At 74.0% G+C, this 14,378-nt stretch carries 11 protein-coding genes and 1 pseudogene; 9 read left to right on the forward strand and 3 right to left on the reverse strand.

Annotation, left to right across the window (positions count from 1 at the left end):
• Positions 1 to 85 precede the first annotated feature (85 nt).
• From O7626_RS13680 to O7626_RS13690, 3 genes are all read left to right on the forward strand, one after another.
• On the forward strand, positions 86 to 682 hold the full coding sequence (locus O7626_RS13680; RefSeq protein WP_278061550.1) for a DUF2975 domain-containing protein: 597 nt from the start codon (positions 86 to 88) through the stop codon (positions 680 to 682).
• The gene (locus O7626_RS13685; RefSeq protein ID WP_278061551.1) at positions 682 to 912 is read left to right on the forward strand and encodes a helix-turn-helix transcriptional regulator; all 231 of its coding nucleotides are present in this window, start codon (positions 682 to 684) and stop codon (positions 910 to 912) included. The genes O7626_RS13680 and O7626_RS13685 overlap by 1 nt, the downstream gene beginning before the upstream one ends.
• A 166-nt stretch (positions 913 to 1,078) precedes the next feature.
• Entirely contained in the window at positions 1,079 to 3,454 is a 2,376-nt protein-coding gene (locus O7626_RS13690) for a hypothetical protein (RefSeq protein WP_278061552.1), read from the forward strand.
• Positions 3,455 to 3,553: 99 nt separating this feature from the next.
• On the opposite strand, the gene O7626_RS13695 is transcribed toward O7626_RS13690, so the two are convergent.
• Positions 3,554 to 4,321: a class I SAM-dependent methyltransferase gene (locus O7626_RS13695; RefSeq protein ID WP_278061553.1), complete on the reverse strand. Its 768-nt coding sequence runs from the start codon at positions 4,319 to 4,321 to the stop codon at positions 3,554 to 3,556.
• 185 nt (positions 4,322 to 4,506) lie between these two features.
• Here O7626_RS13695 and O7626_RS13700 point away from each other — a divergent pair, with 185 nt between their 5' ends.
• Positions 4,507 to 5,106 carry a TetR/AcrR family transcriptional regulator gene (locus O7626_RS13700; RefSeq protein WP_278061554.1) on the forward strand — a complete coding sequence of 200 codons (600 nt, stop codon included), beginning with the start codon at positions 4,507 to 4,509 and terminating at the stop codon, positions 5,104 to 5,106.
• A 133-nt stretch (positions 5,107 to 5,239) separates the two neighbouring features.
• Here the strand turns inward: O7626_RS13700 and O7626_RS13705 are convergent, their stop codons facing one another.
• Positions 5,240 to 6,118 carry an alpha/beta fold hydrolase gene (locus O7626_RS13705; protein ID WP_278061555.1) on the reverse strand — a complete coding sequence of 293 codons (879 nt, stop codon included), beginning with the start codon at positions 6,116 to 6,118 and terminating at the stop codon, positions 5,240 to 5,242.
• A gap of 171 nt (positions 6,119 to 6,289) precedes the next feature.
• Here O7626_RS13705 and O7626_RS13710 point away from each other — a divergent pair, with 171 nt between their 5' ends.
• The 5 genes and pseudogenes from O7626_RS13710 (at position 6,290) to ggt (ending at position 13,544) form a co-directional block, all read left to right on the forward strand.
• Complete coding sequence (locus O7626_RS13710) at positions 6,290 to 8,293, forward strand: BTAD domain-containing putative transcriptional regulator (protein WP_278061556.1); 2,004 nt, start codon at positions 6,290 to 6,292, stop codon at positions 8,291 to 8,293.
• A gap of 97 nt (positions 8,294 to 8,390) precedes the next feature.
• The gene (locus O7626_RS13715; RefSeq protein ID WP_278061557.1) at positions 8,391 to 9,326 is read left to right on the forward strand and encodes a hypothetical protein; all 936 of its coding nucleotides are present in this window, start codon (positions 8,391 to 8,393) and stop codon (positions 9,324 to 9,326) included.
• A 61-nt stretch (positions 9,327 to 9,387) separates the two neighbouring features.
• On the forward strand, positions 9,388 to 10,041 hold the full coding sequence (locus tag O7626_RS13720) for a hypothetical protein (protein ID WP_278061558.1): 654 nt from the start codon (positions 9,388 to 9,390) through the stop codon (positions 10,039 to 10,041).
• 253 nt (positions 10,042 to 10,294) lie between these two features.
• The gene (locus tag O7626_RS13725) at positions 10,295 to 11,506 is read left to right on the forward strand and encodes a M20 family metallopeptidase (protein WP_278061559.1); all 1,212 of its coding nucleotides are present in this window, start codon (positions 10,295 to 10,297) and stop codon (positions 11,504 to 11,506) included.
• Between the two features lie 237 nt (positions 11,507 to 11,743).
• Positions 11,744 to 13,544: pseudogene (ggt, locus tag O7626_RS13730) on the forward strand (gamma-glutamyltransferase).
• Between the two features lie 37 nt (positions 13,545 to 13,581).
• On the opposite strand, the gene O7626_RS13735 reads toward ggt, so the two are convergent.
• Complete coding sequence (locus tag O7626_RS13735) at positions 13,582 to 14,328, reverse strand: hypothetical protein (protein WP_278061560.1); 747 nt, start codon at positions 14,326 to 14,328, stop codon at positions 13,582 to 13,584.
• Positions 14,329 to 14,378 lie beyond the last annotated feature (50 nt).

The raw sequence follows: 14,378 nt of genomic DNA on the forward strand, positions 1-14,378 counted from the left end.
GCTCGGTCCGGCGGGCGTGGGTTGACAACGAGCCGCCTCTTATCGATTATCGAGATATCGCTAATCGATAAGGTGGAGGTGTGGCATGGGACTGCGCAAGCCGGACTGGCTGGCCGAACTACAGGGAGTCGTGGCACTGGCCCTGCTCGTGGTGGCCGGGACCATCGTCTTCCAGCTCGTCTCCCTGCTCCGCGGCGGGCCGGTCGTCGCCAGGGTGCCGGCGGAGGCGCTGCCGGGCGTCGACGGTGCCACCGCCGGCCTGCGCTCCGGCGTGGTCGTCGGCGGCGACGTCGAGGTGCGGGTCGCGGACCCCGGTCCCGGCGAACTGGTGGCCTACCACCTGACCGGGCTGCCGGCGCTCCTCGTCGGCGGAGCGGTGCTGGCGCTGCTCTGGCTCGCGCTGCGCCGAGCCCGCCGGGAGGATCCGTTCTCCGCCGCCACCGTCCGGCGGCTGCGGTCGATCGGCTGGGTCGGCCTCGGCGGTGGTCTGCTGGCCCAGCTCCTCCAGGTGGTCGCCTCGTTCGAGCTGACCGGTCGGGTCACCGCGGACGGCGCGGCGACCACCACTGTCGACCTGACGCGTAGCGGGCTGTTGCTGCTGCTGGGGTTCGGGTTCTTCGCGATGGCCGAGATCGTGCGGCGGGGTGTCGCGATGCGGGCGGAGCTGGAGACGGTCATCTGATGCCGCCCGAGGACGAGCACCGGATCGAGGTCCACCTGGACAGGCTGCTGGCCGAACGCGGCCTGACCCTGACCGAGCTGGCCGACCGGGTGGGTCTCACCCTGGCCAATCTCTCGGTGTTGAAGAACGGGCGGGCCAGGGCGATCCGGTTCAGCACCCTGACCGCGCTCTGCCGCGAGTTGGACTGTCAACCCGGCGACCTGCTCACCGTGCAGCACGGGGGTTCGTGAAATGTGCCGTCCGTGGTCGTGGCCACCGCGCTCCGTCCTATGTAGATGAGACATTGATCGTGGTGCCTGGCGCGCTCTAGGATTGGTGGCGCACCGGCCTGGGAGCGCTCCCGAAGGAGTTGGCGTTCCCGGGCCGACAACGGAATACGCACGGGGGAGGACGTCTATGCACGTCGGCACAGCGGTGACGGCTGCCGCAATGTCGTTGACCATGGCGCTCGGCGGTGGCGGCGCCGCCTGGGCCAGCCCGGCGGAGCCGGGCGGTCGGCCGGGTGTGGCCGCCCGGACGTCCCTGCCGGAGGGCTGGACGCTTACCCCGACCGCCTCCGGGTTCGAGCTCGGCTGGCGATCGGGCCAACCGGTCCGGACCGGCGACGCGGCGGTCGAGTTCTACGCCGGTGACCGGCTGCTCGGCCGACCCGGCGCGGCGGGCGACCAGCGCACGTTCCGACTGCTCATCGACGACGTCACCGCCCGGAACCTGACGGACCTGCGGGTACGCGCCAGCGGGCGGCGCCTCGACGCGCCGGTCGAGGAGACGGTGCCACGCGGCAGTGCTGCGCCACCGGCACTGGCCGCGGCCCAACTTCCGGCGAACCCGGTGGACCCGGGCCTGCCCGGCCCGTACTCGACGACCAGCGGCGAGTACGCGCTGCCGGACGTGCAGTTGCCGGGCTTCGCCGTACCGGTGGAGATGCGCGGCTACGTCGTCGCGCCGCAGGGCACCTCGGGGCAGCGTCCGCTGCTGCTGATCCTGCACGGCCGGCACCCCACCTGCTACCAGGGCACCGCCGAGCCGACCACGGTCTGGCCCTGCCCGAGCGGCTGGAACACGCTGCCCAGCCATCGCGGGTACGAGCGGATCCAGCAACTCCTCGCCTCGCAGGGGTACGTCACCGTCTCCGTCGCGGCGAACTCGATCAACGCGCAGGACGGTGCCGGCCTACCGCCGCAGGACGCCGGTGCGCAGGCCCGCTCCTCCCTGGTCCGGTTGCACCTGGGCCGCTGGGCGGACTGGGCCGGCTCGGGCCGCTCCACCGCGCCGGACGTGGTCCGCTCGGCTCCGGTGCCGAACATGTCCAACGTGCTGCTGGTCGGCCACTCCCGAGGTGGCGAGGGGGTGAGCCGGGCCGCCGTCGACAGTCTCAGCCGGCCGCCCGCCGCCCAGGACGGCTACCCCGGGACGGTGCGCTGGCAGATCCGCGGGTTGGCGCTGATCGCCCCGTCCATCTACAGCCACAACCCGGCTCCGGACGTACCGTCGGTGACGATCCTGCCGAGCTGCGACGGTGACCTGTCCGACCTGGAGGGGCAGCTCTACGCGGACGCCACCCGGGGTGTCGGGCGAGGATTCGCCCTGCACGGCGTCGTCTACGCCGTCGGCGCCAACCACAACTACTTCAACACCGAGTGGACTCCCGGGCTCTCCGCCGCGAAGTCCTGGGACGACTACCCCAGCCCCTACGACCCGGTCTGCCGTAGCGCGTCGCCGAGCCGGCTGACCCCGGTGCAGCAGCAGAACGTCGGCGCCAGCTACGTCGCCGCCGCCGCGGCCACCTTCGTGGCCGGCAACGACCAGGTGCGCCCGCTGCTGGACGGCTCCGGCTTCCGGGCGCCTTCGACGGACCCGGCGACCGTGCTCAGCCACGCGGTCGGCGGCAACCGGACCCGCTTCCTCGTCCCGGACAGCTCCACCGTGGTCAACGGTGCCGCCGCCCGGCTCTGCGAGCAGGTCGCCGCCGGCAGCAATCCGGCCTGGTGCGCCAACTCGAACTCCCCGCACTTCGCGACCTTCGACCCGATCGTCCCGGAGGCCGGCCGGTACGCGATCGAGGTGGACTGGCGGTCGCCCGGCACCCCGGTCAACCTCCGGCCGCCCGCGGCGGTCTCGCTCTCCAGCGCGGAGGCGGTGGCGTTGCGGGTGGCGGTTCCGAGCGGCTCCCCGGGTACCCAGTTCGACATCGCCGTCGCCGACTCGGCGGGCCGGCAGGCCACGCTCGGCACCGCCACCCTCGAACCGTTGCCGGCGCCGACGCAGACCGCCGACGACTGGGCGCAGGAGGTGCGGATGCCGTTGACCAACGCCAGGTCGGCCGGGCTGAACCTCAACCAGGTGACCACCCTGGTGCTGGTGCCGCGGGCCGGCGAGACCTGGGCCCGGATCTGGCTGATCGACGCCTGGGGCTGGCGGTCCGGCACCCCGGCGCCACAGCCGGTGTCGATGCCCCGGGTCGACCTGGGCGAGCGGACGGTCCAGGAGGGCAACTCCGGCACGGTCACCTACCAGGTGCCGGCGCAGGTCTCCGGCAGTGGCAGCGGCACCGGGCAGGTGCGGGTCTTCGTGGTGGACCCGGTGACCGGGCTCGCCACGGCCAGCCTGGTCAACGTCACGTCCGGCAGTACGACGATCGCCGTTCCGGTCCCGGTGACCGGCAACACCCAGCCCGGGGACGGCCGGCGGTACGTGGTCGCGGTGAAGGCGGTGCAGGGTGTCTCGGTGGGTGACGCGTACGGCATGTTGACGGTGCAGGACGACGACTGACGGGCCGGTACGACCGAACGACAAGTTCCGCCGAGGGCGTCCCTCCCGACCGGGGGACGCCCTCGGGCGCATCCCGGCACCGTCGCGGCTGACCCCAGGTCAGTCGCTGGCGCCGGTACGGGTGGCGGCCACCGCCACGGTGCTGTACCGCATGGTGAAGCTGCCGCCCAGCGTGTCAACGGCCGCCCCGACGGCCGCGCAGAGTTCGGCCAGGGCGTCCGGGGGCAGTCGGGTCGCCGCGCCGGAGGTGGGTAGCTGGTCCAGCCACTCGTCGCGGGTGTAGCCGCGTTCCCAGTCGAATCGCCACTGTTCCGGCTCGGTGAACCCGCCGGCCCGGCGGATCCCGTCGGCTGCGGCGTCGAACATCGGCTGGTAGGAGTCGAGTCCCGGCCACGCCGCCGGGATCCGGAACGGCGCGTCGGGGGCGACCTGCCGGTAGGCCCCGGCGAAGGCGTCCGCCAACTCGGGCGGAAGCTGGAACGCGTGCCAGAACGGTGCCAGCAGGCCGCCCGGACGCAGTACCCGGCTGGCCCGGGCCGGGCCGGCGACCAGGTCGACCCAGTGCCAGGCGGTGCCGGCGACGACGGCGTCGAACCGCCGGCCGGCCGGATCCCAGGTTTCGAAGGTCGCCACCTCGACCTCGATCCCGGTACGCCGGGCGAACTCGGCCATCCGCGCGTCGGGTTCGACGCCGAGGACGGTGCAGCCGGCCGCCCGCAGTTGCCGGCTCGCCGTGCCGGTGCCGCAGCCGACGTCGACGACGTCCGGGCCGGGGCTGGCGGCGACGATCCGCGCCAGCAGCGCCGGGGGATAGCTCGGCCGGGTCCGGTCGTAGCGTTCCGGGTCCGTGCCGAACGACTCCGCCACCTGGCGATGGCGGTGTGGTTCGACCGGACCTGGCTGTTCCGACGTTGAAGTGGGCATGTGCCCACGCTAGTGGGCGAGCGCCCACTCGTCAATCCGAGGATCCCGCCGACCCTCTGCCGGGCGCTCCGGCCGCTGGTCGTGCTGGAATGGACCGGTCGTCCCAGCGAGGAAGGGAGCTGGCGCCGGTGCCGACCGGAGTGGCAATCCGCGACGTCCGAACCCAACTGTTCGACGCCGCCGACCGCATCCTGCTCCGGGACGGGCCGAGCGCGCTGACCAGCCGAGCGGTCACCACCGAGGCGGGTTGCGCCAAGGGCGTGCTGCACCGGCACTTCGACGACTTCGACGACTTCCTCGCCGGGTACGTGCTGGACCGCATCGACCGGCTCGACTCCCAGGCCGCCGCCCTGCGCCGGTCCGCCGGCACCGGCACCGTCGCCGACAACCTCGCGACCGCCCTGGCGGCCCTGTTCGGGTCGGTCGCGGTGGCCATCGTCGCCCTCGTGACGTTCCGGGACGAGTTACGGGCCCGGCTCCGCCAGACCTGGCCGGCCGGCGTACCGGTGCTGACCGAGGCTGCCGTCATGTTCGGCGAGTACCTCGGCGAGGAGCGTGCGCTGGGGCGGATCGCGGCCGACGCCGACGTCGAGACCCTCGGCTACACCCTGATCGGGGCCGGGCACCTGCTGTTCGCCGACCGCACCGGCGACCGACCCGACAGCGCGGCCGTGCACCGCCTGGTGACCACGGCCATCGCCAGCGCCCTGCGTACGCCGGGCCGGTGACCGCGGCCGGCCGGTCGCGGCCGTGCTCGCCCCTCAGGCCCCGACCCCGGACCGCCGGATCACCCGCGGACCGCCGGCGCCGCTGCCACGTCCCGCCGCCGGGTCGGCGGGGTCAGCCCGCCGACTCGGCGGGTCAGCGCGTGACGAGCGTGCGCAGTACCCCGGCGATCTCCTCCGGTGCCTCCTCCGCCATGAAGTGGCCGGCCGAGGTGGTGTGGTGGACCAGGTCCGGGGCCCAGGCCCGCCACAGCGCGGCGGCGTCGTAGCCGAGCGCCGCGCCCCAGTCCTGCTGGACGACGGTGACCGGCATCGCCAACCGGCGGCCGGCGGCCCGGTCCGCCTCGTCGTGCGTGACGTCGATTCCGGCGGAGGCGCGGTAGTCGGCGACGATCGACGGAACCGCCTCGCGGGACGCCCGCAGGTACTCGGCCCGGACCGTCGGCGGGATGGCTGCCTGATCCCGGGTCCAGGCGTCCAGGAAGTAGCCGAAGAAGGCGTCCGGGCTGCCCGAGATCAGCTGCTCCGGCAGGCCCGGCGGCTGGGCCATCAGATAGAGGTGGAACGCGACCGCCGCGCCGGCCCCGTGCAGGACGTCCCACATGTCGAGGGTCGGCAGCACGTCGAACGCCGCGAGCTGGGAGACCGCCTCCGGGTGGTCGAGGCCGGCGCGGACCGCGACCAGGGCACCCCGGTCGTGGCCGGCGAGCGCGAAGCGCGGATGGCCCAGTTCCCGGGCCAGGGTGACGATGTCGGCCGCCATGGTCCGCTTGGCGTACGTCCCGGCGTCGCGGGCGGCAGGCTTGTCGCTCGCACCGTAGCCGCGCAGGTCGGGGCAGATCACGGTGTGCTCGGCGGCCAGGTCGACGGCGACGTGCCGCCACATCAGATGGGTCTGCGGGAAGCCGTGCAGCAGCACGAGCGGGCTGCCCGAGCCGCCCACCGCCACGGAGAGCGTCACGTCGTCGGCGACGGTGACCCGGCGGTAGTCGAAGCCTGGGATCGCGGTGGTCATGGATGTTCCTCTCCTGGTAGGTCCTGCCCGGGTGGGCCCGTCCAGCGTGCCGGGCACGGATGAGCAACCGATGAGCGACCGACAACCGGCCGGGTGGCGCGGTACGTTGGTCGCCTCCGCCCGCCCCGGCGCGTCGCGGTGGAACGGAGGACCGCGCGGAAGGGTGGATCGGTGCAGGTCAGCTTCGGGGTGCTCGGGCCGGTGGCGGTCTGGGACGGCACCGGGGAACCGATCGACGTGAAGGGGCCGAAACATCGCGCCGTACTGGCCCGGCTGATCGTCGCGCGCGGTCGGGTCGTACCCGTCGACCGGCTCGTCGACGACCTCTGGGCAGCGCCTCCGCCGGGCGCCGTGGGTGCGGTCCGCACCTTCGTGGCGGCACTGCGGCGCGCGCTGGAGCCGCATCGGCCGCCCCGACAGCCCGCCCGACTGCTGGTCACCGAGGGACCGGGGTACGCGCTGCGGGCAGCCCGGGACGCGGTGGACGCCTGGCGGTTCGAGGCGGCCGTCGCCGGCAGTCCCGACGAACCGGCGCAACGGACCCTGGACCGGCTCGACCGGGCCCTCGGCTGGTGGCGCGGCCCCGCGTACGCCGGGTTCGACGACGAGTCGTGGGCCCGTCCGGAGCGCGGTCGGCTCGAACAGCTCCGGCTGTACGCGGTCGAGTCGCGGGCCGGGGCGCTGCTGGCGCTCGGCCGCGCCGCCGAGTCCGTGGCGGACCTCGACGCCCACGTGGCCGAGCATCCCTGGCGGGAGGAGGCGTGGCGGCTGCTGGCCCTGGCCCTCTACCGCACGGACCGGCAGGGGGACGCGCTGGCCGTGCTGCGCCGGGCCCGGGACCTTCTCGTCGACCAGCTCGGGATCGACCCGGGCCCCCGGCTGCGTCGGCTGGAGACCGACATCCTCCGGCAGGCCGAGCCGGCGGACACCGCCGGCGACCCCGGGCCGCCCGGGGACGGGGTGCTGGCGGAGATGTCGGCGGATCGGGTCTGGGCGGAGACCGCGGCAGCCTACGACCAGACGGTGGCGTCCGGTGCCCGGGCCCGGATCGAGTCGACAGTCGGCCTGCTGCGCAGTCTCGCGCTGACCGGTGGAGCCGGGCTGGAGGCTGCCCGGAGGCAGCGGTTCGCGACCATCGCCGCCGCCGAGCAGCTTGGTGATCCCGAACTGGCGGCCCGGGTGATCGGCGGCTACGACGTACCGGCGATCTGGACCCGTTCCGACGACCCGGAGCAGGCCGCCCGGATCGTGGCGGCCGCCGAACGCGCCCTGGCCGCGCTGCACCCCGACTCGTCCGCCGCCACCCGGGCCCGGCTGCTCGGCACGATCGCCGTGGAGTCCCGGGGCATCCGGGCCGCCCGCGGCCCCGAGGCAGCTCGGGAGGCGGAACGGATCGCCCGTGGCCTGGCCGACCCGGTCCTGCTGGCGTTCGCCCTCAACGGCGTGTTCATGCAGAGCTTCCAGGTCGCCGGGCTCGCTCCGGAACGCGACGCGATCGGCACGGAGATCGTCGCGCTGGCCACCCGGCACGGTCTGCCGACCTATCAGGTACTCGGACACCTGATCCGCCTCCAGGCCCGCAGTGCACTCGGCGACTTCGCCGGGGCGGACCGGCACGCCGCCGCCGCGGACGGGGTCGCCGAGCGACACGAACGGCCACTGGTCGCCGTCTTCACCCGCTGGTACCGGGCACTGCGGCTGGCCGCGACCGGAGCGGCGGTGCCGGAGGTCGAGGCCGCCTACCGGAGCGCGGCGGCGCAGCTCACCGGCACCGGCATGCCCGGCGTCGAACGGGGTCTCCTGCCGCTGGCCCTGCTCTGCCTCCAGGTCTGGCACGGCCGACCGGCGGACCCCGACGAACATCCCGACTGGGGCCCGTACGCACCCTGGGCCCGTCCCCTCGTCCTGCTGGCGCAGGGCCGTCCGGCCGACGCGGCCGGGGCGCTGCGCCAGAGCCCGGAGCCGCCGCCCGACCTGCTCTTCGAGGCGCTCTGGTGCCTCACCGGCCAGGCCGCGATCATGCTGGAGGACCGTCCGGTACTGGAGCGAGCCCACGCCGCCCTCGCACCGGCGGCCCACGAACTGGCCGGAGCCGGCAGCGGCATGCTCACCGCTGGTCCGGTCGCCCAGCACCTCGATCGACTCGGCGCAGCCCTGCGGCGCACCCCCGGCTGACCAGGTGGCCGGCACGCACCCGGTTCCCGTCGTCTCCGGCGTCCTGGCTGGACCCTCACCGGCCGGTGGGGAGGCGCCGGCTCTAGAGTCCGTTGTCATGACCGCCCTGGACGTGTCGCCGGCCGCACCGACACCCACCGCCCCGATGCCGGCAGTGGCGCCGGAACGGAGCAGCCCGCGCCCCCTTGGCCTGGCCGGTTGGCCGCGCGTGGTCCGTACCCTGATGATGATGGCCGGCGCGGCTGCCGCGATCGGGGTGGCCTTCTCCAATCCCGACCGGCGGTTGCCGGAGTTCCGCACCGAGTGGCTGCTCTGGGCGGCTGTCGCGGGCCTGCTCGGCGCACTCAGCGGGTCGACCATCGGGTCCGGAGTGGCCCGGTGGCACGATCTGCAACAGATCCACCGGGTGTCGGTACGCCGGGTCCTCCCGTCGATGTTCGCCTTCCTGGTACTGGTGGCCGGCAGCGTCGTCACCGCGCACGCCATTCTCGGCAGTGGCCTCACCTGGCGGGCGGTCGCTTTCGTCTCGCTCGTGGTGCTCGGGGCGTTGCCGGCCGGGGCGACGCTGGCCGGTGTCCGGAGCGTCGCGATGCGCGGTCTCTCCGGCACCCCCGGCGAGCAGCTGGCCGCACTGATGCGGCTGCGCCGGATGCTGTCCCGGGTGTTGCAGATGATGGGCTCGTTGCTGCTGGTGATGGTGCTGGTCTGCGCCGCGGCCGTCGGTTGGGGCAGTTCGGAGAAGATTCCCCAGTCGACCGCGTTCGTGATCGGTGCAGCCGGCTCGATCCTGATCGCACTGATGCACGTGCCGACGGCCACCCTGTTGCGGCGACGCTGCCAGGTCTACATCGACGAGTTCTCCGACCTCGCCCACGTGGCGAAGGCCGAGTTGATCTCCGCCGCCGAGGACCGGATCAGGCTGGAGGAGATCCTCGGCGTCAACCGGACCACCATCAGCGAGTTGCAGTCCGGCCTGGTGATCGTCGGCCCGCTCGCCGCGACCGCCATCGCCGCGGTCATCCCGAAGATCTGACTCCACCACCCGCTACCGCGACCCGCCCGCCGGTCGAACCGGGTTCCGCCTGGCCGTACTCGTGCCACCGCGCTTCGCCGCCGCGCTCTTCCGCGCACCGGCCTTCCGCGCACCGGCCTTCCGCGCGGAGGCCTTTCGGGCCGGGGCCTTCGTCGCACCGGCCTTCTTGGCGGGAGCCTTCCTCGCCGTACCCTTCTGCGCGGTGGTCCTCGCGGTGGCCCTCTTCGTGGTCGCCTTCGTGGTCGCCTTGCCCGTGGTCGCCTTCTTCGCCGGCGCCCGCTTCGACGGTGCGGTCCGCTTTGCCGGAGCGGCCTTCTTCGCCGCCCTGGCCACGGTCGCCGGCCGCTTCGCCGGGGTCTTGGCCGCCGTCGCCCCGGTGGCCCGTCGAGTGGCGGTGGCGACCTTCTTCGCCCTCGTACTGCTCTTCGCCGGGGCCTTCTTCGCACCGGTGGCCTTGCGGGCGGCGGCAGGTCTGGTGACGGTCCGCTTACTGCCACCCCGGCCGTCCGCCGGCCGTCGCCCCTGGCTGGCGGTGGATCGGATCGGACCTGCTCGTCGTGCGTCGGCCACGTCGGCTCCTCCTCGTCGGCGGGTTCCCTCGATCCGCCCTTCACCGAGCCCGCACTGCCACCGCGAGCGGCGCCGCGGCGCGCGGGCGCTCGTCCGGGCACGCGGATCACCGGGGAAGCTGTCTCCCCCGGGCACCGACCGCTAAACGCCGCTGCTCCCTGCTCTGCCGCTCCCCGCGCACCGCCCGCCGCAGCTGCTCGCTGCTCGGCCGCCGCTGCTCACCGCCCGGTCGTCACGCCGGACCCCGAGTGCGTGATCATGAGGCTTGCTCGCCCGGGGCGGCTCCGTAGGATCTCGGATGTCCCCCGGGGTCGGGCGCGGACCGGCTTCGCCGAGACTTCCGCCACCCGGACCCGGCGGCGACGGTGGCCAGGACGACCAGGGAGCGGGGGAGACGGGTGGGCCTGCGCGAGGATGCGGCGGAGATCCAGGACGAGCTGGCCGGGCTGCGCCGGGAGCTGCACCAGGTCCCGGAGGAGGGCCTGCACCTGCCGCGTACCCAGCAGCGGATGCTGACCGCTCTCGAACCGTTGCCGCTGGGGGTGCGCACCGGAGCGGGGCTCTCCTCGGTCACGGCGGTGCTGCGCGGCGGTGCGCCCGGACCGGTGGTGCTGCTCCGGGGCGACATGGACGCTCTGCCGGTCACCGAGAGCAGCGGCGTCGACTACCAGTCCCGGCACGACGGGATGATGCACGCCTGTGGCCACGACCTGCACACCGCCGGCCTGGTCGGCGCCGCCCGGCTGCTCTCCGCCCGCCGCGCCGACCTCGCCGGGGACGTGGTCTTCATGTTCCAGCCCGGTGAGGAGGGCTACGACGGCGCCGGACGGATGATCGACGAGGGCGTACTGACCGCCGCCGGGCGCCCCGTCGAGGCCGCGTACGGCCTGCACGTGCTCTCGTCCATCCTGGACCGTGGAGTCTTCGCCTCCCGTCCCGGCCCGCTGATGGCCGGTTCGGCCGGCCTCTTCGTCACCGTCGTCGGTGCGGGCGGGCACGGCTCCCGACCGCACGCGACCCTGGACCCGGTGCCGCCGGCCTGCGAGATGGTCACCGCGTTGCAGACGATGATCACCCGACGGTTCGACGCGTTCGAGCCGGTGGTGCTCACCGTCGGCACCTTCCACGCCGGCACCCGGCGCAACGTGATCCCGGACGAGGCGAGTTTCGAGGCGACGGTCCGGGCCTTCGACCCGAGCGTGCACGCGGAACTCGGCCGGCACGCCGTCCGGTTGTGCGAGCAGATCGCGGCGGCGCACGGCCTGCGCGCCGAGGTGCGGTACGAGCCGGAGTACCCGGTCACGGTGAACGATCCCGACGAACACGAGTTCGCCGCCTCGACAGCCCGGGAGCTGTTCGGCGCGGAACGTGTCGCCGAACTGCGCCACCCGCTGACCGGTTCGGAGGACTTCTCCCGGGTGCTTGAGCGGGTGCCCGGGGCCTTCGTGTTCCTCGGCGCCTGCGCGACGGGCGATCCGGAGACGGCGCCGGGCAACCACTCACCCCGGGCGCTCTACGACGACAGTGTGCTGGCTGACGGCGCCGCGCTTCTCGCCGAGCTGGCTGTCCGGCGGCTGGGCCGGCCACCCGTCGCCCAGTCGACCAGCTGAGCCCGACCGGGGCCGGACCACTCCGACCCGTCGCAGCCTATCGTCCTAGGATGCCCTACGCGACGTGCGCCCACACACCACAGTTGCCGAGCACACCGCCACCGGCCACCGATCAGCCGAGAGCCGCCGGGCGCCCAGCCGCCCGGCCTCCGGTTGCCGTGCGGCCCGACAGGGCTTATCAAGGACGCAACCTGACCTGGAGGGGCAGTGAGGCTCACAGCGGGAACAACGTCCCGGATGGCCGCCGTCGTGGCCGTCACCCTGGTTGCCACGTCGGCACCGGCCAGCGCCGGGCCGGCCGCCGCCGGCCGGCCCGGCGAACCACTAAAGACGCCCACCGCACACGGGTACGGCGGTGCGGTGTCCACCGTCGACCCGACTGCGACCGCCGTCGGCCTGGACGTACTGCGTCGCGGCGGCAACGCGGTCGACGCGGCGGTGGCCGCGGCCGCCACGCTGGGCGTGACCGAACCGTTCTCGGCCGGCATCGGCGGTGGCGGCTTTCTCGTCTACTACGACGCGGGCAGCCGACGGGTGCACACCATCGACGGCCGGGAGTCGGCGCCGGCCTCGATGCGCGAGGACTCCTTCGTCGACCCGGCCACCGGCACGGCGTACCCGTTCCAGCAGGCCCGGGTCAGCGGCCTCTCGGTCGGCGTACCCGGGACCCTGCTGAACTGGCACGAAGCGCTGCGGCGGTGGGGGAGCCGGCCGCTGTCGGCGGCGCTCGCCCCGGCCGCCGAGGTGGCCGAGCGGGGGCTTCCCGGTCGACGCCACGTTCCGGCAGCAGGTCGCCGACAACGCCGCCGCGTTCGCCCAGTTCGACGCGACCCGCAAGCTCTACCTGCCCGGCGGCCAGCCGCCGGCGGTCGGCTCGACCCTGCGCAACCGGGACCTGGCCGACACCTACCGGCAGATCGCCCGGCGGGGAATCGGGACCTTCTACGCCGGGCCGATCGGCGCGGACCTGGTCGCGGCGGTCCGCCGCCCACCGGTCGCCGCCGACCCCGCCGTGCCGTGGCAGTTCCCGATCCTGCCGGGCGGGATGACCGGGGCCGACCTCGCCGGCTACGAGCTGCGCTTCCCCGCGCCGACCCGGTCCGACTACCGGGGTTACCAGGTGTACGGCATGTCGACGCCGTCCAGCGGCGGGGTCGCGGTCGGCGAGGCGCTGAACATCCTGGAGCGCTTCGACCTGTCCGAGCTGACCGTTCCGGAGGCGCTGCACCACTACCTGGAGGCGAGTGCGCTCGCCTGCGCCGACCGGAACCGGTACGTCGCCGACGGCACCTCCCGGCGGATCCTCGCCGAGCTGCTCGACGACCGGTACGCCGCCGAGCGCGCCTGCCGGCTCGACCCCGACCGGGCCGCCCCGAAGCCGGTACCGCCCGGCGACCCCGACGGCCGGTACGGCGACTGCGCGACCGGTGCGGCCGGTGCCGACGGCAACCCCGGACAGAGCACCACCAACCTGACCGTCGCCGACCGGTGGGGCAACGTCGTCGAGTACACCCTGACGATCGAGCAGACCGGCGGCAACGCGATGGTGGTGCCGGGACGCGGTTTCCTGCTCAACAACGAGCTGACCGACTTCAGCTTCGCCCAGACCCCGGGTGCGGCACCCGACCCGAACCTGCCGGCGCCGGGCAAGCGGCCACGCAGCTCGATGTCGCCGACGATCGTGCTCGACGACGGCCGCCCGTTCCTGGCGCTCGGCACCCCGGGCGGCGCCACCATCATCACCACCGTGCTACAGATCCTGGTGAACCGGATCGACCTCGGGATGACGCTGCCGGAGGCGATGGCCGCACCCCGCGCCTCACAGCGCAACAGCGCCGCGGCACAGGCGGAACCGGCCTTCGTCAGCGCCTACGGCAGCACTCTCGGTGCGCTCGGCCATCCGGCGTTCACGGCCACCGCCGAGTTGGGCGCGGCAACGGCGATCGAGTTCACCGGACGGCACGGCGTCGTGGCGTCGGCGGAACCCGTACGTCGCGGCGGTGGGGCGGCCGGGGTCGTCCGACCCGCCCGCCGGTAGCCGCCACCGCCGCCCCGCCCGGTCCCGGACCGTCGAGTCAGGGCGCAGAGACCGGGGAGTGCCGCCCGGCGGGTGCGGCGGCGGCGGTGGCGAAGGCGCGGATCACCGGGTGCGCGACGGTGCCGTCCCCGGCGAGTTCGGGTTGGAACAGGGTGCAGAGGAAGAACGGGTGCTCCGGCAGCTCGGCGACGCGTACGTCGCCGGAGTCGTCGAAGCCGGTCAGCCGCAGGCCGTGCTGCCGCAGCACCTCCAGATAGGACGGATTCAACCCGTAGGAGCACTGGTAACGCTCGACAGTGCGACCGGCACCGAGTACCCGTTCGGCAAGCGAGCCGGGAGCGATCCGCACCGCCCCCTCCCGCCCGGCGAGCGAGCAGGCCAGCGGCTCGATCAGCAGCTCGCCGGTCGCTCCCGGGCTGTTCTCGGCGTGTGCCGCCCGGGACAGCCCGCAGACGTTGCGTGCGTACTCGAGCAGGGCGTGCTGGAACCCGCCACAGGTACCGAGGAACGGAATGCCGTGCTCCCGGGCGGTACGGACGGCGGCGAGCGCACCGGTCTCACTCCGGTAGGGGCTGTCCGGGGTGAGCCAGATCCCGTCGAAGCCAGCCAGTACGGCGGGGTCCGCCCCGTCGGGCGTCGGGATCCAGTACAGGTCCAGGTCGAGCCGGTCCCGCAGCCGCAGCGCGTCGAGGAGGGCGGGAATGCGGGCGTGCGCGCGGACGTGTGGAGAACGGTCGCCGCCTTCGGCGACCCGGGCGGTGAAGGCGGTACCGGTCTCGGGCATGCCCTCATCGTGACCACCGAACCCGAACAGCACCAACGATGATCAGTGTC

It is taken from the genome of Micromonospora sp. WMMD1102, from assembly GCF_029626265.1.
In the GTDB taxonomy this organism is placed as follows: Bacteria; Actinomycetota; Actinomycetes; order Mycobacteriales; family Micromonosporaceae; genus Plantactinospora.